The following is a 20,743-nucleotide window of genomic DNA, read 5'->3' on the forward strand; positions in this document are numbered from 1 at the left end:
TGCCCCCGCCGCGCAGCCGATCTTGAGATACGTTTTCTTTTTTGCCAAACGTTTGCGTCTTGCATATCAAGTTCCCTCTTCAGTCTGCCGAAAACGCATTCATAGCGTCGACGACACTTAGGGGAGCCTTTTGTGAAGCAGCTTTTGTTTTTCGTGGCCCTTCTCACGTTGGCCGGATGCGCGCAGGTGCCCGCGGTGACCGCGACGCAGCCGCAGAAGCCGCCGGTCAGCAACGAGATCATGAGCTTCACGATCCCGCCGGATGCACTCGGCGCGCGCGATCCGCAACTGACTGCCGTGCTCGCCAAAGCGGGCGCGCTTGCTGCAGCGCAAAAACAACCGACGACCATTCTCGTGACTGCGCTTGGGCAGGACTTCTCCTACCTCAACCAGGCCATCTGGAGAGGCGTGCCTGCGCAACATGCGGTACGGCTGAGCCTCGATAACCTGACGGCCGGCCCGAGCCAGCCGTACAGCGTATCGATCAAGCCAACGCAATAAGGAAGCCGAGTTTATGTATCGCCTAAGCGTACTGGCCGTACTGGCAACGAGCCTGCTGCTGGCTACGTCTGCATTTGCAGGCCAGCCGGGCAGCGCGGCACAACCTGGGGCAGCCGTAACCGTGGCGGCCATACCACCGGCGCCCGCAGCGGCGGACAAGGTGTATCCGCCGCTGCCGACCCTCTCCATGCTGCCGCCGGCAACCGACGACGACGACGAACCGCCGGCCAAGCCGTCGAGCCGAAAAAAGAAGGCCCGCGCCCAGAGCCAAAAATGGATGCAGCCGGTCGCGCGTCTCGTCGTGTCGGACGCATCGCATGCGTACCTCGGCGACATCGAAAAGCAGCTCGATCTTGCGCTGGCCAAGTAACGCCAGCGCTTCAGCACGTCAGCACTAACCGTCATTCCCGAGTATCTGCACAACGCCCACGCCGCACCGGGCTCCATCACTCATCGCCAGTACGCGGAGGTCCAAGCCGTGTCGAACGAAAAACCTGTCGCCGTGACGGCTGTACGCCGTCACGCCACCTATGCGAGCCATGCCGTGCGGCATGCGTTCGCAGCCCTCGTCCTGTCGCTGTTCTGCGGCGCCGCGTATGCGGACGATTGCTTTAATCAGGCCGCCGCGTACCAGGGGGTCAATCCTTCCGTGCTGCGCGCCGTCGCATGGTTCGAATCGAAGGGCGACGCGAGCGCCATCAACCGCAACGCGAACGGCTCGATCGATGTCGGCCAGTTGCAGATCAACTCGATCCATTTCGGCGATCTAGCCCGCCAGGGCGTCCCCCACCGCGCCCTCACCGATCCTTGCATCAACGTGTACGTGGCGGCATGGCTCCTCAAGCAGAAGATGGTGAAATACGGCAACACCTGGCGCGCGATCGGTGCGTACCACTCGGAATCCCCGAGGCTGCGCGACGCTTATGCGCGAAGCATTCAGAAGATCCTTGTGATGTGGGGTGAATTGCAGGTTGCGCAGAAAGAGGAATAGCCGGGGGGTCGGCCGACCAAGGTGTGGCAGGGTTTGGGCGGCCGGGCTTAGGTTACGTTTGTCATATTGCTGAGGATGGTGGAACAGCGATTGCTGCCTGCTCTATACCTCCACTCCTGTTAGGGAGATCAACATGACGAGCCCGCCCCGCGACACAGACCAAGCGTCAAATCCGCCCGCTGACGAACCTGCGCCGCCGCTATCGATACCGATTGGCGACGCCATTCCCACGCCTGTCGAGCCCGGCCTTGACCAACCGCTCCCCGAGAAGCCGGCGGAAGAGTCGGAAGAGCAGAAGCCTTAAGGCGGGACGACGCGGCACGATATATATTGGTTGCGTCCACGACACTACATCCGCGTTATCCGGCTCCTGGCGCAAATGTTGCGAGACAGCGCGGACAATTCAGCGCACACTGAGTGGAGGCTCGGACATTTCGCCGGGCACACACGCAAAAGGGAGTCCTGTCATGGCAAAAGGTCAAATGCGCAGCAATCGGGAAGTCAAGAAACCGAAGCAGGACAAGAAGTCCGCTCCGGCCACTTCGCCCACGGGCGCGCCGCCCATCCGGGTGACGCCGGCTTCGTCAGCAACTACGAAGAAGCATTAAGCCAAGGTCGATCAGGACTCAGGCTAATTACAGTCCGGTAATGCGTGTGGCGACCGGCGGAAATGGGTGCCACACGCGATCCACCAACAAGTCCATTCAATCGCGCTCAACCAGGCTGCCTGGCACGCACTGCATCCGCGATTGGGCGAGCAGGTTCCCCTCTTTCCAGGCGTGCGATCGCAGCGGCCGAAATCGACTGATTGGTGTTGGTCGCACTGCCTCGCCGCACGTTCGGGCGATAGACCGGGGTGCCCTGCGTAAAAGGTTCGCCACTCAATGAACAGACACCCTTGCGGCGGGCTGAGCGCAAAGTCCAGGTCTGCTCGCCATATCTGCCTGAAGTCGCGTCGGCCCAGGAAACCACGATAGAGGTGGGTGAAAGACGCTCCAGTATCTCAACGCATACGGAGTTTCGTATGGAGTTCCGAGGTTTGTAATCCGATACCGCCGAAGCCCAACGGACTTCGGCATCCTTAACGGCCAAAAGCAATGACATTGGAGCAAGCGAGGCCAGCATTTGCAGCCACCGTTGATCGTCCGCACTGCGGCCCATGTGTCCCATGTCCATGGTCTCGCCTCCTCATTGCGCAGAAGTCCTACATATTCTCGCGGATCATCGCGAACACATCAGCGGACTGTCCTTGCAGCATCGCTTTTGCTGAATACAGGACCATTCCGTACGCAGACCCCCACTCGATCTTGGGCGGCATCACGAGCGTCATTGTGTCTACCTTGACGTTCAGAAGCGCGGGCCCAGGCTGGTTCAACCAGGTGATGACGGCCTCTTCGAGTTCATCGGATTTCGACACCGTGCGCCCCCAGAATCCAATCACCTCGGCGACCTTACCGAAGTCCGGGTTTTGCAGACCTGTATAGAGTGGCAGCATGCCTTCGGACTTCTGCTCGATGTCGATAAATCCCAGCTTGCCGTTATCGAACACAACCACCTTGATGGGCAACTTCTCCTGCACTGCCGTCATCAGTTCACCGAACAGCATGGCGAGACCACCATCGCCGGACATGGAAATCACCTGGCGTCCAGGCTGGCACTTCTGCAGCCCCAATGACATAGGCAGGGCCGCTGCCATCGTGCCGTGCAGCAGACTCGAAAACACCCGGCGTTGTCCATTCGTCTGGATATGCCGATAAAGCCACACAGTGGGCGTCCCGTCGTCGGCGCAGAAGATGGCATCGCTCGCGGCGTGCCGGTTGATCAACTCGGTCAGATAAATGGGAGGAATCGTCCCGCGATCGGACGCCACGGCCTTCGACCGGTGGGTTTCGAGCGCATCGGCATGCCGCGCGACGAGCTTGTCGCGGAACTCGGTTGACGTACGCGGTTTAAGGCGTGGCAGCAACGCCGCCATGGTGGACTTGATATCTCCAACCAGCCCTAGCGTGACCGGATGACGGCGGCCGAGATGGTCGGGTGCGAGGTCGATCTGAACGATCTTGGCCTTCTCCGGGTAGAACTGCCGCCACGCGAAGTCGGCGCCTAGCATCAGCAAGGTATCGCATTCGGATACCGCCAAATAGCCGGCCTCCCCTCCGATAATGCCGGTCATGCCGACGTTGTACGGATTGTCGTGCTCAAGCACGTCCTTGGCGCGGGACGTGTGGGCAATAGGCGCCCTGAGTTGCTCGGCTACCGCGAGGATTTCCGCATGGGCGCCGCGACATCCTGACCCGCCATAGATTGCGATCCTGTCGCCTGAATTAAGAATTTCAGCGACACGGTCGAGGTCTGCGTCATTTGGCCGGACGAGGGGCACGTTCGTGTGGACCGAATACGGGACGTCATCGCTCGCACTGGCATGGGCGATATCGACTGGCACGATCAGCACGGCCACGCCACCCTTTGCAATAGCGGTCTGACAGGCAATCACCGTTTTGCGCCGGGCTTGCTCCGGCGTGATGATCATGTCGCAGAACACGCTGCACGACCCGTAGATCGCCTTGAAGTCGACTTCCTGCGGAAAGTTAAAGCCGATTTCCTCGCTCGCCACCTGGGTTGCGATCAGAATGACCGGCGCCCGATTACGGTTGGCGTCCACCAGGCCGTTAATGAAGTGAAGACTGCCGGGGCCGCAGCTTCCCGCAACGGCCGTCAGGTTGCCGGTCAACATGGCTTCGCCTTCGGCAGCGAACGCGCCCGCCTCCTCGTGGCGCACATGGACCCACTCGATGTCGCTCTCGTTGATGTGATGAGCGATGAGATTCAGCGTGTCGCCTACGATTCCGTAGCAGTGCTTGACGCCTGCCGCGGCGAGTGTGTCCACAATAATCTCGGCAACTTTCTTGCTCATGTCCGCGCTCCTGAGGGTGATCCATGCATGCAGTGATCGACCACCGTGAGTTGCGGGCCCCGAGTCGGTCGCTCTCAGTCGCGCTCATTCCAACGGTTGGACGAATTTTCATTTTGCATGGAGGCCTTATGAGCAGATATCACCCCGATGGGGGATCGCGTCATGAAGGCAGCTTCATGGATGCAAAGGGCCGCTTTTCAGCGGCCCGTGACGTATGTGAGCTTTTACACTTCGAGAAGCATGCGGGTAAGGCCGCCTACTCCCACCCCTGATACCCGGCTGGCTGCACCGGATTGCCATAACCGGGGGGATATGGGCGCCGATATTCAGGCGGCGTGTAAGGCTGGCTATACGCCGGATAGGCAGGGGGGCGGGCGACGATGATGACCGGTTGCGCCGTGGCTTGTGCGGGCGGCCGCGGTACGTAGGTGGACTGCGCGTAACCGGGAGGGTACTGCGCCGGCGCGTACTGGGTAGCCTGAGCGGGTCGAGGAGGGGGCGGCGGCGCGTAGGCCTGCCCGTACTCAGGCTCCTGGGACTCTGCCGGCATCTGGCGATAGGCCGGCGCCGCCGCGTATTGCTGAGATTGCTGGTTCTGCACCGGCTGGACCGGTAAATACGGTGGTTCCTCAGAGGCCTGCCGCTGCTGCGGTTGGACTGGCAGTGCGCGTTGAGCGACCTGTGGCTTCTGGATCTCCGCCGCCTGCGCATCGTCATGACTTTGGCTTCCTTCCGGTAGCGGCGCCATGACTTGCTCAGGGACTTGCTTGGGCGGCGCGACGTCTGCGGAAACTTGCCTGGGTAGCGGGACTTGTGCGGAAATCTGCTTGGGCGGCGTGACTCGCGCAGAGACCCGCTTCAGCGGCATGACTGGCGCGGAAACCTGCTTCAGCGGTGCGACTTGTAAGGAAGGCTGCTTCAGCGACGCGACTTGTAAGGAAGCCTGCTTCGGCGGCGTGACTCGTACGGAAACCTGCTTCAGCGGCGCGACTCGTACGGAATCCTGCTTCGGCGGAGTGATTCGTGCAGAAACCCGCTTTAGCGGCATAACTGGCGCGGAAACCTCCCTTAGTGGCGTGGCTTGCACATTAACGCGCTTCGGCGGCGTGGCTGGCGCAGAAACCTGCCTTAGCGGCGTGGCTGGCGCAGAAGCCCGTTTCGTTGGCGTGAAGTGCGCTGGTTCCGGCTTCTGCGGCGCAGGCATGACCTGGGTGAAAACCTGCTTCGACGGATGCCTCACCTCGTCATCCAACGTAGCATACGGTTTTGAGTCTTCCCTCGCCCGCGCGTTATAGCCGATGAAATACGCGTAGCGCAGGTCTTTCAGGTGCGTCCGGTTGTCTGCATCAGCCGTGATGCGCTCTTCGCCGCGATCGAGGGACGCATCAACGGTGGCGTCGTCGTACGCCGATTGAAGATCATCGGCACGGACAGGATCCGAATGCAGCAAGCTCGTAGAGGACATCAGAGCGGCTGCCATCGCTACAAACAATTTTTTTTCCATACTTCACCTCGGAATTCCTTGCGACACGCCGTCCGGGTTCGCCAATTTCCGAACAGGACTCTGAGCCGCATCTCCAGGATATCGACGTTTTTTCGCAGGTCCTGAAGGGTCCAACGTATCGTGTCCGGGTATACCCGGGCGACAGGCCAAGCCTTTGAGATACAGTTGGTGTGCCCTCGGGCGCGAGAGGAAAGCCCCCCTTCTTCGGTGCTATGGCGATGCGAAATCTTGCAGGCAGTGAGACCATGATGTGAAGTAGTACTTACGTTGACAGTTCGGAAAAGCGATCGGCGTCGGACAGATGGATTCCGCGGGCAAACTTTACCGGTCGCGGGCGAAGGCGCACCGCTTCGCCGCACTGGGCGCTTGTTCCCGCAGCCCGTTGACGCGCCTGACACGCGAACTCGCCAGTTTTTGCGACAATAGCGCCTTTGCCGCGCCAGCTCGCGCCGCTGATCCCAGGTAGGCCTTGGGACGCGCCGAGGTCAAGGATGCGGTTCGCAACCCCATACGACCGACCGCGGTCCGCTCCATGGCACTCCCCCATATCGAACCCCTGTATTCCTTTTCCGGCCTGTTCGTCGGCTTCCTCGTCGGACTGACGGGCGTCGGCGGCGGCTCGCTGATGACGCCTATCCTGGTCCTGCTGTTCAAGGTCCACCCCGCCACCGCCGTCGGCACCGATCTGCTGTACGCCGCCACCACCAAGGCGACCGGCACGCTGGTGCACGGCCTGAAGGGTTCGGTGGACTGGCAGGTGACCATGCGGCTTGCCGCCGGCAGCGTCCCCGCCGCAACCGTGACGCTGATCCTGTTGCACCGCTACGGAATGGATACGCCGGGCGCGGGCCGGTTGATCCAGATCGTGCTCGGCGCAGCCTTGCTGATTACGTCGTTGGCGCTGGTGTTCCGGCCGCAGCTCGCCAAGCTTGGGGCGGGCCGTCAAAGCTCGCTCACCCAGGGCCGCACGCTCGGCCTGACCGTGCTGACCGGCGCGGTGCTGGGGGTATTGGTGTCGCTGACTTCGGTGGGCGCGGGGGCGATCGGCGTGACGGTGCTGTTGCTGCTGTACCCGCGGCTGCCGACCACGCGTATCGTCGGCTCGGACATCGCCCATGCCGTGCCGCTCACGCTGCTCGCCGGTGCCGGCCATTGGCTGCTCGGCTCGATCGACTGGTCGATGCTGCTGTCTTTGCTGGTGGGCTCGCTGCCGGGCATCGCGATTGGCAGCTACCTGTCCGCCCGCGCACCCGACGCGCTGCTGCGCAATGTCCTCGCCGCCACGCTAACGCTGGTCGGCGTGAAGCTGGTGATGTCCTGACGCGCAGGCTGGGCGCCTGCGCAAACCGCACCGTACAGGCCGCCGGCGCGGCCAGCCCGCGCAGACCGCTATTTGAAGAACCGGCAGGTCAAGTCGGCTTCGAACTGCCGCACCCAATAGCCGGCGTCGTCGGCACGATAAGACTGCGCCCAGCGGCCGCGCCGCACCGTCACGATCCGGCGGAGATGATCGATATCGTCCGGATCGGGCGACCCGGTGATTTCAAAGTGCGCCGGCGCGAAGCCGTGCCGTGCGCATACCAGTTCGAAGGCTGCCCGATCGCCGATCGGCAGGTCCGCATAGCGCTGAAAGGTCGTGTCCATTTCGGTTCCCCCGGGTTCACTCCGGTTCTCAGCCTTCACAGTACGCCTGAACCTGGGAAATTTGTGTGTCACAACGCACTACGCGTATAGCTCGCGTCGGCCAGCCTCGTGGCGCCATCCGCAGCGTCGAGGCTGCCCAGAAACAAAGCGGGCCCCGGCGCATTGCCGGGGCCCGCTTTGGGCATACTGAGCCCCCTTACCTGGCGCTCCGCACCAGGCCCCCCCGAGGGGGAGCAAGAAAACTTGGGGCGGCCCGGCGTTTTCCTGGGAGCACGGACGCGCTCAGTAGCTTGTCATCTTCAGGACGCCGGAGCCCGGGTCCGCAGGAGTCTCGCTCGTCTGCAGACCGGCGCCGGGTAGTGCGGCACGCGCGCCACGGCCGGTCAGCCCGGCCGCGACGATGATGCGCGCGGCATCCGTCAGTTAGTTACCGCCACCGTTCGGCAGCACCACCGTCAGCTTGTTCGACACCGACGTCACGCCGTCGACACCCTTGGCGACGTCGCCGGCCTTGTCGATCTGGCTTTGGTCAGGCACCGAACCCGTCAGTGTCACCGCGCCACCGCGAGCACGCACAGAGATGCTCGACACGTCGATACCCTGAGCCTTGGCCAGCGCGCCGCGTACTTTGCGACCCAGTTGGCGGTTCTCTTTCTTCATCGCCTTGGCGCTCGGAGCGGCCATTGCACCGCTAGCCATTGCATCGCTTGACTGTGCGTACGTGTTGCACGCGATAACCACCGCCACCACACCACCCAGCGCCTTCAGAAAATCGACCGATTTCATGATTTCTCCTGTTTACTTCGGTTATGACCGCATCTAACAAGCGGCTTCGTTACGACTTCGGGCGGCCGTCGCGGCGCGCGCATACGCGCGGCTGGGCCACGGCCGATTGGGGCTTCGACACGGGTGCGAGAGGCGAGAGATGCTGGGCTGGGCCATCGCATTGCGATGCACCAGCCGGCGAGCCGCGAAGTCCGCCAACGCGCCCGGTTCTACTTTGTCGCGCCGGGTCGCGCTGCGCAAACGTTGAATCGCGGCAGCGATGCACAATTTAATCTACACGCGCCAGAAGCGCAAAGGGTTTAGCGAAGGACACCGGCCACCCGATGCGTCCGGCCCACACTCGATTCGCGCCTTGGCCCCCTGATTCACGTTTTGTTACGGGTTTGTGGAACCGCACCCGCGCCGTACCTGCCGCCGCGGCATCAATCTCATGTACCATCGGCGCGAGTACGCCGCCTGGCGCGGCAGCCCCGCCTCCCAGAGGGCCAAGCGGTGCCCCGTCGGGCAAACCGGGCCGCCGCCGCGCGCCGCAACGCGGTCTGCCGCCGGCCTGAGTCCACTCCATTCACCGAACGACCGTAGCCGTCACGCCAATCCAATGAAGCCTCCCACCGGCCGCAAACCTGCCCGCCTCGTCGCCCGTTTCGTGGCGATATCCTGGCGCGATCTGGCAGTGTCGTTCGGTCCGATCCTGTTGATCAGCGCCGCCGCCATCTGGGTCGCCGTGCGCCTGATCCAGCCTGCTCCGCCCGATACCCTGACGATCACCACCGGTCCCGAAGGCAGTTCGTTCTGGAATGCCGCGCAGAAATACAAGGCGATTCTCGCGCGCAATCGCATCACGCTCAAGGTGCTGCCCTCGGAGGGCTCCGCCGACAACCTCCAGCGCCTCGCCAACCCGAACAGCAAGGTCGACGTGGGCTTCGTGCAGGATGGCGTGGCGCCTGGCCCGGTGCCGGCCGGCCTGATGTCGCTCGGCAGCGTGGCCTATGTGCCGCTCGCCATCTTCTATCACGGCCCCACCGTCACGCGGCTGTCCGAATTCAAAGGCCTGCGCCTTGCGATCGGCGCTGAGGGCAGCGGCACGCGCGAGCTGGCGTTGGCGCTCCTGAAGGCCAACGGCATCGAACCGGGCGGCAGCACCAAACTGCTGCCGCTATCCGGTGACGATGCCGCTAAGGCGCTGGTTTCGGGCCAGGTCGATGCGGCCTTCCTGACCGGCGATTCCGCGCAGCCGCCGGTGATGGGCAAGCTTTACCGCACGCCCAACGTGCAGTTCTACAATTTCACCCAGGCCGAAGCGTATGCCCGGCGCTTTCCGTACCTGACGCAGATCCAGCTGCCGATGGGCGCCTTCGATCTCGGCAAGAACCTGCCGCCGGCGCCGATCCAGATGGTCGCGCCGACCGAGGAACTGGTGGCACGCGACTCGCTGCATCCGGCGCTCTCCGATCTGCTGATCGAAGCGGCCCGCGAAGTACACGGCAAGGCCAACGTGATGCAGCATGCGGGCGAGTTCCCGGCGCCGCTCGCGCACGACTTTCCGATCAGCGACGACGCCGCACGCTACTACAAGTCCGGCAAGAGTTTCCTGTACCGGATCCTGCCGTTCTGGCTCGCGAGCCTCGCCGACCGCCTGCTGGTGGTCGTGGTGCCGCTGATCGTGCTGCTGGTGCCGGCGCTGCGGTTGGTGCCGGCGCTGTATGCGTGGCGCGTGAAATCGCGGATCTACCGCTGGTATGGCGCGCTGATCGCCATCGAACGCAGCGCGCTCAGCGACACCTCGGCCGAGGAGCGCCAGTCGCTGATCGAACAGCTCGATGTGATCGAGGAATCGGTCAACGGACTGAAAATGCCGCTCGCCTACGCTGACCAGTTTTATGTGCTGCGCGAGCATATCGGCTTCGTGCGCGATCGGCTGACGCACGGGGGTGAACATCCCGTGGAGGAGGCACGTCCGTCGGTGCAGGCAGAAAGTCCGCAGGACCTCGCTGCCCCGGACGAGCCGTCCACCACAACGCATCACGCCGCATGACAGGAACGAAGGTGCGGCGAAGCCGCCACGCAACAGTCGCTTAACAAGCCGGCAACGATTCCGGGGCGCCTGATATCAGCGCATTTCAGCAAGCGCTGAGGACGATCCGGTACTGCACAGGGCTCCGGCTCCGCGTAAGATCACGACAAACTGGATGGTTTAGCAGACGCGTGTGAAAGACGCGCCTGACCGACGCGCAGCAGCCCCGCATCAGCTACCGCTCCATCCAGATCCGAGCAATCCGGGAGACATTTATGACCGATGGCATCGACGCCACGCAACCGTTGTGGTTTTACGACTTCGTCTCGCCGTTCACATACCTGTTGCTCGAGCAACATGACAAATGGCCGGGCTTTCCGTTCGGCGTCACGCCGGTTGTACTGAGCGATCTGTATCAGCATTGGGGCCAGCGCGCCTCTTACGGCGTGCCCGCCAAGCGCGTGTTCATGTACCGTCACGCGCTGTTTCGCGCGGATCAGCTTGGCATTCCGTTCAAGATGCCGCCGGCCCATCCGTTCGATTCGACTAAGGCTTTGTTGCTCGCCGTCGCGGCCAAGGCGGACATCAACTGCGTGCGGGAGATCTTTCGCTTTATCTGGCGCGAGGGGCGCGACCCGTCGAGCGACGAAAACTTTGCCGAGTTGTGCGAACGGGTCGGTTTTCCGGACGGCCCCGAGCTGATCCAGCATGAAGAGGTCAAGGCGCAATTGCGCCGCAACACGGCCGATGCGATCGCGCTGGGTGTGTTCGGTGTGCCGACCTTCTGGCTCAACGATCAGTTGTTCTGGGGCGAAGACGCGCTGCCGATGGTGCTGTACTGTGCGCGCACGCCGAACTGGCTGGAGTCGAAGGAAGTGAAGCGGATCAGTTCGCTGCCGTCCGGGCTGAAGAGCTGAAGACCAAAGGACTGATCCGTCTGGCAAGCTGAAAGCTGGATGTTAGCCCGCTCGCAGTGCATCGAAGCGGCGTGTTAGGGCCACGCTGCCCGCGCATGCCCCTGTCCGGCGTGTGATTCCGGCCATACCGCGCCTGCTATGGCGGGCGCACGCCAAACGGGCCTAAGGTTATAGACTTCACGCCCCGCTTCGCGAGCCGCCCGGGTGGGGGCTCCGAACAAGGCACCTCCTGAGTCTGATCCGCGCACCTGATCCATGGACGACACTGCCACTTCCCTCGATATCTGGCTCGTGCGCGTGCTGCGTACGCTGCTCGTCGAGCGCAGCGTCACGCAGACCGCGCTGCGCCTGAACCAGACCCAGCCCGCGATCAGCACCGCGCTGCGCAAGCTGCGCGAGACGCTGAACGACCCGATCCTCGTGCGCGGCAAATCCGGCATGGTGCCCACGGAATACGGCGCATCGCTGCTGCCATCCGCGCAACAGGTGCTGCGCGAAGTCGATTTTGTCGCGACGCCCCACGGCGACTTTGATGCGGGCCGCTCGCGCCGCACCTTTCGGGTCGCAGCGCCCGACTATCTGAACGATTTCTTCATGCCGACCGTGATCGCGCAATTCCGCGAGGCGGCGCCGCACGCGCGTCTGGAAATCGAATCGCTGACCCCTACGCTCGACCACTCGGCCGCGCTCGATGCCGGTGAACTGGATCTCGTGATCGGCAACTGGCCGAAGCCCGATACGCGCTTTGAGAAAAGCGATCTGTTCGCGGATACCGTGGTGTGTCTGATGCGTGCGGACCATCCGCTCGCGCAGGCTCCGATGACGCGGGAAACCTACCTGGCGGCCCCGCATCTTGCGCCGACGCCCTACAGCGGCGCCAGCGGCGGTGCGATCGATACCGGCTTTGCGCGGGCCCGCGCCGAGCGGCGCATCGTGACGACGTTGCCCTACTTCGGCCTCGTGCCGCAAACGCTGCTGCAATCGGATCTGATCTTCACGACGACGCGCCGCTTTGCGACGCACTACGCGAACATCCTGCCGCTCGCGGTGGTCGACGTGCCGATTCCGTTTCCGCGCATCAAGTGCTATCAGTTGTGGCACCCGCAGCCGGACCGCCCGAGCGATGTTGGCTGGTTGCGAACGTTGATGTCGCAGGTATCGGAACGGCTGGTGGCGCAGAAGACACGGCGGGTGAAGCGGGCTGCCGCGGTGGAGAAAGTTTCGGCGTAAGCACGCCACGGACGGAGCCGCGTCAACTCCGATCAAGCTTTCGAGCAAACGCCCATGCGGACGTCCGCTCAAACGCCCATTCAAACGCTCACGCAAACCTCACGCGATATCAGCGCCGCCACGGGCCGCACCGTCTGCCGCGAGCGCACCTGCAACAACTCGGCGCACACGGCCACCGCGATCGACTGCGGCGCCTTGTCGACGATGCCGCCCACGCCGATCGGACAAGTCATCTCCTCCAGCCGTTCCGGATCCACGCCGCGCTCGAGCAGCCGCCGCTCGAACTTCACGCGCTTGGTCTTCGAGCCGATCATGCCGAAGTAGGTGAAATCGCGCCGCCGCATGATGCGCGCGGCGAGCGAAAAATCGAGCGCGTGATTGTGTGTCATGACGAGGAAGTACGCGCCGGCCGGTGCGGTGTCGACGATTGCGTCGGGCGTGTCGGTGGCCTCGACCTGCACGTTGGCGGGGACTTCGTCAGGGAACAGTTCGTCACGCTCGTCGACCCACTGCACGACGCACGGCAGGCTCCCCAGCAAGGTGATAAGCGCATGCCCGACGTGGCCAGCGCCGAACAGCACGATGTGCATTGGTGTCGGGCGCGACACAGCATGGCTGCTGCGCCGGCCGATCTGAACGAAAGAAGGCAAGTCCATCGCGAGCATTCCGGTAGCGCTTCGGTTATTGACGGGGTGCGGCGGTGGCGGCACGCACGGCCACGACGGCCTTCAGGATCTCTTCGCTCGTCGCGGGCGCGTTCAGCGGCGGATTGACCTTGTAGTCACCCACGCTCGCCACCGCGTCACGGACCGCGAAGAACACCGAGAACGGCAGCAGCAGCGGCGGCTCGCCGGTGGCCTTCGAGCGGTGAATGCTGTCCTCCGCATTCCGGTTCTTGAAGAGCCTCACGCGGAAATCCGGCGGCGTATCGTTGACGGTCGGAATCTTGTAGGTGGACGGTGCATGCGTCATCAGCTTGCCGCCGGGGTTCCACCACAGCTCTTCGGTCGTCAGCCAGCCCATGCCCTGGATAAAGGCCCCTTCCACCTGGCCGACATCGAGCGCCGGATTCAGCGAATCGCCCACGTCGTGCAGCGCATCGGCGCGCAGCACGCGCATTTCGCCGGTCAGCGTGTCGATCACGACTTCCGACACCGCTGCGCCATACGAGTAGTAGTAGAACGGCCGACCCTGGAGCTTCGACTGATCCCAGTACAGCTTGGGCGTCGCGTAGAAGCCGTCCGACCACAACTGCACGCGGGCGAGATACGCCTTCGCGATGATCTCTTCGAACGGCACGACGGCGTCGCCCACCGCCACGCGGTCGTGACCAAAGCGCACGCTTGCGGCGCTCACCCCACCCGCGCCGTAATGAACCGCGGCAAAAGCGGCGAGGCGCTCGCGCAACTGGCGCGCGGCGTCCTGCGCAGCCTTGCCGTTCAGATCGGAGCCGGTCGAGGCGGCCGTCGCTGACGTATTCGCCACCTTGCTGGTGTCGGTTGCCGTGACGCGCACGCGGTTAAAGCTGATGCCGAGTTCGTGCGCGACGACCTGGGCGACCTTCGTGTTGAGCCCCTGGCCCATCTCCGTGCCGCCGTGGTTCACCAGCACCGAGCCGTCGGTATAGATGTGCACCAGCGCGCCGGCCTGGTTGAAGTGGGTCACGTTGAACGCGATGCCGAACTTCACCGGCGTGAGCGCCATGCCCTTCTTCAGCACTTCGTTGTTCGCGTTGAACTCCTGGATCTCAGCGCGACGCGCACGGTAATCGCTCGTCGCTTCCAGCTCGTCGATCAGTTCGTGGATTACGTTGTCTTCGACCACCTGCCCGTACGGCGTCTGATTCCGCTCGGTCTTGCCGTACAGATTGCGGCGGCGCACGTCGAGCGAATCTTCGCCCAGCGAGCGCGCGATGTTGTCCATGATGTATTCGATCGCGAACGCACCTTGGGGGCCGCCGAAGCCGCGGAACGCGGTGTTCGACTGCGTGTTGGTCTTGCCGCAGAAGCCGTCGATCGTCACGTCTGACAGCCAGTACGCGTTGTCGAAGTGGCACAGCGCACGCGTCATCACGGGACCGGACAGGTCGGCGGAAAAGCCGCAGCGCGAGGTCATGTCCACGCTCACGCCGTCGATCACGCCCTTGTCGTCGTAGCCGACTTCATACGTATAGTGGAAATCGTGGCGCTTGCCCGTGACCATCATGTCGTCGTCGCGGTCCGGACGCAGCTTCACCGGACACAGCAGCTTCCACGCGGCAATCGCGGCACAGCAGGCGAACAGGCCAGATTGCGATTCCTTGCCGCCGAAGCCGCCGCCCATCCGGCGGCATTCCACCAGCACGTTGTGCGACGGCACGTGCAGGGCGTGCGCTACCAGGTGCTGCATTTCGGTCGGGTGCTGGGTCGAACAGTAGACGTGCATGCCGTCATCGTCCTTCGGCACCGCATACGAAATCTGGCCTTCCAGATAGAACTGCTCCTGACCGCCGAGCAGCATTTCGCCTGAGTCGTGGTGCGTCGCACGCGCGATCTTCGCGCCGGCATCGCCGCGGGCGAGCTTCATGGGCGGCAGTACGTGCTGATTCGCGGCGCGTGCCTGTTGCGCGGTGAGGATCGCCGGCAGTTCTTCGTAGACAACGTCGCCGCGGCGCGCGGCAAGCCGGGCCACTTCATGCGAAATCGCCACGACAATGAACATCGGCTGACCGACATACTGCACCACACCGTCCGCAAGGATCGGATCGTCGCCATGAATGATCGGGCCCACATCGTTCACGCCAGGAATGTCCTGCGCCGTGAAGACGGCGACCACGCCCGGGGTCGCACGCACCTTGTCGAGCGACATCGAGACGATCTTCGCGTGCGCTTTCGACGACAGGCCCAGCGCGGCGTGCAGCGTGCCGGCGAGCACCGGGATGTCGTCGGTGTAGGTGGCGCGACCGCTCACATGCAGATGCGCGGATTCATGCGGCCGCGAGATATGCACCTGGGTGAAATTGTCAATGCGATCGTCGATGTCCTGAACGTCTTTCAGGAACGGTTCTGCTTGCTGATTCATTCTGGTAATTCTCCGTATCCGTGACGGGTTCAGGCGTTCGCGCCGGCGGGTTCCACTGCGCGTACATCAAGCGCGGATTTGGGCAGCGGATTGTGCGGACGGGTTTCGAGCCAGAAGCGATACAACGTGTTCTTCGCCGCGTCGAGACGGTAGTTGCTGGTGGCGCGCATGTCGGAGAGCGGCGCGTAGTCGTTGCCCAGCGCGATCATTGCCGCCTGCGCGGTGGCTTCGTGCCATTCGGCGTCGCGCAGCACGGCTTCGGCGTACGTGGCACGTTTTGAGGTCGCGGCCATACCGCCGAAGGCAATGCGCGGTTCGCGGATTGTGTCGCCGTCGGCAATGAACGAGAACGCCGCGCAGACCGCCGAGATGTCCGAATCGAAGCGCTTGGAGAGCTTGTAAGTGCGGAACTGCAGGTTCTGGCGCACGCCGGTGCGGGTCGGCACCTTCAGGCCGACGACAAACTCATGCTCGGCCATGTCCTTCTTCTGGTACGCGAGGTACAGGTCTTCGAGCGGCATTTCACGTTCGATCTCGCCGCCACGCACCACCACGTGCGCGCCGAGTGCGATCAGGCCAGGCATCGAGTCGCCGATCGGCGAGCCATTCGCAATGTTGCCGCCGAGCGTGCCGGCGTTGCGAATCGGCAGCGAGGCGAAACGTTTCCACATCTCGGTGAGTTCCGGATAGTGCTTCGCGAGCTCTTCGTAGGCCGCCTCGACGCTCACGCCCGCGCCGATCTCAATCCAGTCGCTGGAGACCTCGATGCGCTGCAAGGCTTCGATCTGCCCGACATAGACGATGTTGCCCAGCTCGCGCATCTGCTTGGTGACCCACAGGCCGATGTCGGTGCTGCCGGCGAGGATACGCGTGGCCGGTTGGGCGGCCTTGATCTGAGCAAGCGCTGCGACCGTGCGCGGCGCGTCGAACTGCTGGCCGGCGAATTCGTAGTGGAAGGTCTCGCCGCGTTTGAGCGTGGCGAGCTTTGCCGACAGCGCGGCTAGGTCCACGGGCGCCTTCGGAGCCGGCGCTTCGAACATGCGCACAGCCGCGTCGACGATCGGCCGATAGCCGGTGCAACGGCACAGGTTGCCGGTCAGCGCGTTGCTGATGTCGTCGCGCGAGGGCACCGTCTTGTTGGCACAGCTATGTTCGTGGCCATGCTTTTCGTACAGCGACCACATCGACATCACGAAGCCCGGCGTGCAGAACCCGCACTGCGAGCCGTGGCATTCGACCATCGCCTCCTGCACCGGATGCAGCGAGCCGTCGGGCTGGCGCAGGTCCTCGACCGTGAAGAGGGCCTTGCCGTCCAGAGTAGGCAGGAACTGGATGCAGGCGTTAACCGCCTTGAAGTTGACACCGCCTGCTTCGTCGCGCTCGCCGACCACGACGGTGCACGCGCCGCAGTCGCCTTCGGCGCACCCTTCCTTGGTGCCGGTGCAGTGCGCATCTTCACGCAGGTATTGCAACACGGTGCGGGTGACGGGCGCATTCGTGATCTCGCGGATCGCGTTGCGGTGGTAGAAGCGAATCGGCTGGGTCATGTCTCGTACTCTTCGGTTGTTCTCTGTCCGTGGGGACAATGCTGCAGTGACGATTCGAACGCTATCACCGTCAATATCTGCAACCCATAGCGAGAGGCGCATGCGGGACATATCGTTGGGACGATAAAGAGATGAGTTTGGCGCGTATGACGCTTATATCGAGGACGTTAAATCGATGACTTTTCCATCTAAATACGCTATTTCGGCCATCTCGCTCAAGCTCCCGGTGAGTCCAAGGGACGGAATCGCGTCGAAATCCACCCTTTATATCGATCCGACACTGTATTTCTGCCGCGAATAATATTGAGCAATCCCTGCAAGGGAATCGGTTCCATGGGAAAATCACGGCTTCCCGCCGTTTTCAAGTATCGTTTTCCCCATGTCCGCTCACTCAGCCATACCGCGCAGCGAATTTGCGACGACCCTGCAGATCATTCCGGTCGTTTTTTTCACGTTTATTTGCTACCTGACCATCGGGATTCCGCTGGCGGTGCTGCCAGGCTACGTCCACGACGATCTCGGCTTCAGCGCGATCATCGCCGGGGCGGCGATCAGCGTGCAGTACCTGGCGACCCTCGCCTCACGCGCCCTGGCGGGCCGCTCGGCCGACACGCTCGGCCCGAAACGGACCGTGGCAATCGGGCTGATCGGCTGCGGCACGAGCGGTGTGATGCTGCTGATCGCCGTGTTATGCGGACACTGGGCGGGGCTCAGCCTGGCGCTGCTGGTGTTGAGCCGGCTGGTGCTCGGTTTCGGCGAAAGCCTGTGCGGGACTGGGGCGATTCTGTGGGGGATCGGCCGCGTAGGCGTGTCGCACAACGCGCGCGTGATCTCGTGGAACGGCATTGCCACCTACGGCGCGCTGGCGATCGGTGCGCCGCTCGGCGTGGCGATTGCGCATTTGATCGGCTATGCGGCGCTCGGCATCGTGGTGATCGTGCTGGCGGCCCTCGGCTACTATCTCGCGCGGCACATCGCACCCGTGCCTGTCGTGCACGGCGAGCGGATGTCGTATCGCAGCGTGTTCATGCGGGTGCTGCCGCATGGCATTGGCCTCGCGCTCGGCTCGGCCGGCTTCGGCTCGATCGCCACTTTCATCACGCTGTTCTACGCCGCGCGGCATTGGCCGAATGCGGCCCTCTCACTGACCGTGTTCGGCACGCTGTTTATCGGCGCACGCCTGCTGTTCGCCAATACGATCAAGACGTATGGCGGCTTTCGGGTGGCTATTGCGTCGTTTTCGCTTGAATGCGTGGGCTTGCTGATGCTCTGGCTCGCGCCCGAGCCTCACTTTGCTCTTGCCGGCGCCGCGTTGACCGGCTTCGGCTTTGCACTGGTGTTTCCGGCGCTCGGCGTCGAAGCGGTCGGACTCGTGCCGCCGGCCAGCCGCGGCGCGGCGTTGTCGGCGTACTCGGTATTTCTCGATCTGTCGCTGGGGATTACCGGACCGCTCGCGGGCTATATTGCCGGTGAATTCGGCTACGGGTCGGTGTTCCTGTTTGCGGCCGCGGCCGCCGCGGCTGCGGTGGCGCTGTCGACCATGATGTATCTGCGTAACGCTCGCGTGCCGAACGCGCCCGCAGCGACTTGACGGGCTATTAGGCCGGCGTTGCGACCGGCCTGTCGCCGCTCAAGGAAAGAGAACCTCGCCGACTGACCGGGCGTCGTCGTTGCCACCACGGGCCACGCGATGCCCCACCATCAGTCCTGCGTCGTAGGCGGCCTCGAGCGCATGGGCCAGATCCTCGACGTGGATAATGCGCAGGTCCTTCGTCAGCTTGCCAGTCTGCTCAAGCTGATCGATGCCGAGGACGTCGGCGGAGATCGTCCGCAATAACTCGAGACGCTCGTCGTAGATGGTATTGCTCATTTCGTACCCCCTTTACAGGCGGGGCGTGACACCTCACATGAGAAATCACCGTTGCCCTGTTAGCCTTTTATTTACATCACCTTTCAGTTGTAATAATGGTAAGGAAAGGCGGCCTGGGCACGTGACCTGCAGTCGCAGACCGAGGCTCTATTCCAAAAAAGTGACGGCATCTGCAGCAATCAGACGCAAAAAATAGGGCAAAAGCGCGGGCAGGACCGAACGGCCAAAATCAGCCACGAAGCGCGGCGAACCCGCGAGTCAGCGAGTCAGCCCACGCTGCTGACTCGCACGGCCACGCAAAACTAGCGCGCCGTCACGCCACGGGCACCGCCCGACAGGGACTTTTCCAACGCCGCCACACCCGCGGGCAGGTCGACGGCCACCCCCAGATCCAGCACGGTCCGGCCCAGCGCGTGCAGCGTCCGGAACAGGTTGTGCTCACGGCATTGCTCGCCCATCTGCCCGATCCGCACGATCGGCAAGCCGAACGACCCTGAAATTTCCACCTGATGATGCCTGGAGATGTGGCCGCAGATATCGCCGGGGCTGAGGCCCTGCGGGACCTCGATGCCGACCACCGAGTTCAGTCTGTACTCCTGCGGTGTATAGAGTTGAAGACCCAGCGCCATGATGCCTTCCTGCAGCGCCACCGAACATTTCAGATGCCGCGCAAAGCGCTTCTCAAGCGTCTCCGCGCACACGAGGCGTAAAGCCTCGTGCAGGGCCAGCACGCCCGACACCGGCGCGGTGTAGTGATAGCCCGCGTTGTGCCAGAAATTCTCCGCGAGCGACGCGTCCAGACACCAGTGCGCGTTCGGCGCTGTGCGGCCCTTCACCCGCTCCCACGCTGCGTCTGAGAATGCAATCAGGGAGACGCCGGGGATCGACGACAGCCCTTTCTGGCCGCCAGTAATCACCGCGTCGATACCCCACGCGTCCATCTCGAGCGGCATCGTGCTTAACGTGCACACTGCGTCGACGATCACCAGCGCGCCGGCGGCCTTGGCAAGCGCCGCGATGTCTTTCAGATGATGGTTCACCACCGTGTTCGAGGTCTCGCCCTGCACGATCGTGACGATCTCCGGCCGCTCGCGACGGATCGCCTCGGCCACCTGGTCGAGACTCGCCACTGCGCGATCCGCCACGTCGAGCGTCGTCACCTCGGCGCCCACGCGCCGTCCCATCTCCGCCATCCGCTCGCTGAAAAAGCCGTTCTTGATGCTGAGCACGCGCGTGCCCGTCCAGGCCAGATTGGAGATGGCCATTTCCATCGCGGCCGAACCCGGGCCCGCCACCCCCAGCACCCACTTGGAGTGCGTCTGGAATACGTAGCGCGCCATGGTCTTCACCTGCCCGATCACCTTCACCATCGTGTTACCAAGGTGATTGATCACCACGGTATTGGCCTTGGCGACGGCAGCGGGAATCGGAACGGGGCCGGCGCCCATCATCAGCAACGGTTCTTCGGGGAGGATGGCGTCGAGCGATTCGACGTCCGGGCAAGGCACGGGTGTAGAAGTAGTTGGCATGGTCGGTACGGAGGAAGTCAAGCTGCTTGAGGTGCAAGCGGCCTCGCCAACTGTGACGCTGACGAGGCCGCCGGACGATCATTCACCGATCCGCCCGATTGTGCAAGTTTTTTGGCTATACCGACATCGCCTAGCCCCACGTGAGATCTCGCCCCCGGAAACAGCGTATCAACGCCCACACGCGAAAGCGCCCCAAAAAGCGAATTCGTCCGCACCGCCGCAAAACCAAGGAATTC

20 protein-coding genes are annotated in these 20,743 nt (G+C 63.3%); 10 read left to right on the forward strand and 10 right to left on the reverse strand.

Features of this window, described 5'->3' with window-relative positions:
* Positions 1-132: 132 nt before the first annotated feature.
* The 5 genes from P3T40_RS05855 (at position 133) to P3T40_RS05875 (ending at position 2,100) form a co-directional block, all read left to right on the forward strand.
* A complete protein-coding gene (locus P3T40_RS05855; RefSeq protein ID WP_429266742.1) occupies positions 133-501 on the forward strand; it encodes a hypothetical protein in 369 nt (122 codons plus the stop codon).
* Between the two features lie 13 nt (positions 502-514).
* The gene (locus tag P3T40_RS05860) at positions 515-871 is read left to right on the forward strand and encodes a hypothetical protein (RefSeq protein WP_429266743.1); all 357 of its coding nucleotides are present in this window, start codon (positions 515-517) and stop codon (positions 869-871) included.
* Positions 872-1,045: 174 nt separating this feature from the next.
* Positions 1,046-1,492, forward strand: a complete 447-nt coding sequence (locus P3T40_RS05865) for a lytic transglycosylase domain-containing protein (RefSeq protein ID WP_429266988.1) — start codon at positions 1,046-1,048, stop codon at positions 1,490-1,492.
* 133 nt (positions 1,493-1,625) lie between these two features.
* The gene (locus tag P3T40_RS05870) at positions 1,626-1,796 is read left to right on the forward strand and encodes a hypothetical protein (RefSeq protein ID WP_429266744.1); all 171 of its coding nucleotides are present in this window, start codon (positions 1,626-1,628) and stop codon (positions 1,794-1,796) included.
* Between the two features lie 163 nt (positions 1,797-1,959).
* On the forward strand, positions 1,960-2,100 hold the full coding sequence (locus P3T40_RS05875; RefSeq protein WP_429266745.1) for a hypothetical protein: 141 nt from the start codon (positions 1,960-1,962) through the stop codon (positions 2,098-2,100).
* Positions 2,101-2,206: 106 nt separating this feature from the next.
* Here P3T40_RS05875 and P3T40_RS05880 read toward each other — a convergent pair whose 3' ends face one another.
* The 3 genes from P3T40_RS05880 to P3T40_RS05890 form a co-directional block, all read right to left on the reverse strand.
* Positions 2,207-2,668: a DUF3331 domain-containing protein gene (locus P3T40_RS05880; protein ID WP_429266746.1), complete on the reverse strand. Its 462-nt coding sequence runs from the start codon at positions 2,666-2,668 to the stop codon at positions 2,207-2,209.
* Between the two features lie 28 nt (positions 2,669-2,696).
* Positions 2,697-4,406 (reverse strand): thiamine pyrophosphate-dependent enzyme, encoded by a 1,710-nt coding sequence (locus P3T40_RS05885; protein ID WP_429266747.1) that lies wholly within the window; start codon positions 4,404-4,406, stop codon positions 2,697-2,699.
* Between the two features lie 256 nt (positions 4,407-4,662).
* Positions 4,663-5,910 carry a hypothetical protein gene (locus P3T40_RS05890; RefSeq protein WP_429266748.1) on the reverse strand — a complete coding sequence of 416 codons (1,248 nt, stop codon included), beginning with the start codon at positions 5,908-5,910 and terminating at the stop codon, positions 4,663-4,665.
* A gap of 532 nt (positions 5,911-6,442) precedes the next feature.
* On the opposite strand from P3T40_RS05890, the gene P3T40_RS05895 reads away from it, so the two are divergent.
* Positions 6,443-7,231, forward strand: coding sequence for a sulfite exporter TauE/SafE family protein (locus tag P3T40_RS05895; RefSeq protein WP_429266749.1), 789 nt, complete (start codon positions 6,443-6,445; stop codon positions 7,229-7,231).
* Between the two features lie 68 nt (positions 7,232-7,299).
* Here P3T40_RS05895 and P3T40_RS05900 read toward each other — a convergent pair whose 3' ends face one another.
* A complete protein-coding gene (locus P3T40_RS05900) occupies positions 7,300-7,554 on the reverse strand; it encodes a hypothetical protein (RefSeq protein ID WP_429266750.1) in 255 nt (84 codons plus the stop codon).
* Positions 7,555-7,977: 423 nt separating this feature from the next.
* Positions 7,978-8,340, reverse strand: a complete 363-nt coding sequence (locus tag P3T40_RS05905; protein WP_429266751.1) for a BON domain-containing protein — start codon at positions 8,338-8,340, stop codon at positions 7,978-7,980.
* Between the two features lie 598 nt (positions 8,341-8,938).
* On the opposite strand from P3T40_RS05905, the gene P3T40_RS05910 reads away from it, so the two are divergent.
* The 3 genes from P3T40_RS05910 to P3T40_RS05920 all read left to right on the forward strand — a co-directional run bounded on the left by P3T40_RS05910 (position 8,939) and on the right by P3T40_RS05920 (position 12,501).
* Complete coding sequence (locus P3T40_RS05910) at positions 8,939-10,375, forward strand: TAXI family TRAP transporter solute-binding subunit (protein WP_429266752.1); 1,437 nt, start codon at positions 8,939-8,941, stop codon at positions 10,373-10,375.
* 254 nt (positions 10,376-10,629) lie between these two features.
* Positions 10,630-11,271: a 2-hydroxychromene-2-carboxylate isomerase gene (locus tag P3T40_RS05915; RefSeq protein WP_429266753.1), complete on the forward strand. Its 642-nt coding sequence runs from the start codon at positions 10,630-10,632 to the stop codon at positions 11,269-11,271.
* A gap of 255 nt (positions 11,272-11,526) precedes the next feature.
* Positions 11,527-12,501: a LysR substrate-binding domain-containing protein gene (locus tag P3T40_RS05920; protein ID WP_429266754.1), complete on the forward strand. Its 975-nt coding sequence runs from the start codon at positions 11,527-11,529 to the stop codon at positions 12,499-12,501.
* An 80-nt stretch (positions 12,502-12,581) separates the two neighbouring features.
* Here P3T40_RS05920 and xdhC read toward each other — a convergent pair whose 3' ends face one another.
* From xdhC to xdhA, 3 genes are read right to left on the reverse strand one after another with little or no spacing between them, the layout of a single operon-like run.
* Positions 12,582-13,166, reverse strand: a complete 585-nt coding sequence (gene xdhC, locus P3T40_RS05925; RefSeq protein ID WP_429266755.1) for a xanthine dehydrogenase accessory protein XdhC — start codon at positions 13,164-13,166, stop codon at positions 12,582-12,584.
* A 16-nt stretch (positions 13,167-13,182) separates the two neighbouring features.
* Positions 13,183-15,561 (reverse strand): xanthine dehydrogenase molybdopterin binding subunit, encoded by a 2,379-nt coding sequence (gene xdhB / locus P3T40_RS05930; RefSeq protein WP_429266756.1) that lies wholly within the window; start codon positions 15,559-15,561, stop codon positions 13,183-13,185.
* Positions 15,562-15,590: 29 nt separating this feature from the next.
* Complete coding sequence (gene xdhA / locus P3T40_RS05935) at positions 15,591-17,108, reverse strand: xanthine dehydrogenase small subunit (protein ID WP_429266757.1); 1,518 nt, start codon at positions 17,106-17,108, stop codon at positions 15,591-15,593.
* A 379-nt stretch (positions 17,109-17,487) separates the two neighbouring features.
* Here xdhA and P3T40_RS05940 point away from each other — a divergent pair, with 379 nt between their 5' ends.
* Positions 17,488-18,699 carry an MFS transporter gene (locus P3T40_RS05940; protein WP_429266758.1) on the forward strand — a complete coding sequence of 404 codons (1,212 nt, stop codon included), beginning with the start codon at positions 17,488-17,490 and terminating at the stop codon, positions 18,697-18,699.
* Between the two features lie 39 nt (positions 18,700-18,738).
* On the opposite strand, the gene P3T40_RS05945 is transcribed toward P3T40_RS05940, so the two are convergent.
* Together P3T40_RS05945 and P3T40_RS05950 are read right to left on the reverse strand one after the other, a co-directional pair.
* On the reverse strand, positions 18,739-18,978 hold the full coding sequence (locus P3T40_RS05945; RefSeq protein ID WP_429266759.1) for a DUF6900 domain-containing protein: 240 nt from the start codon (positions 18,976-18,978) through the stop codon (positions 18,739-18,741).
* 302 nt (positions 18,979-19,280) lie between these two features.
* Entirely contained in the window at positions 19,281-20,507 is a 1,227-nt protein-coding gene (locus P3T40_RS05950; RefSeq protein WP_429266760.1) for a pyridoxal-phosphate-dependent aminotransferase family protein, read from the reverse strand.
* Between the last annotated feature and the right edge of the window lie 236 nt (positions 20,508-20,743).

The sequence above is a fragment of the Paraburkholderia sp. EB58 genome (assembly GCF_050436665.1).
GTDB lineage: Bacteria > Pseudomonadota > Gammaproteobacteria > Burkholderiales > Burkholderiaceae > Paraburkholderia.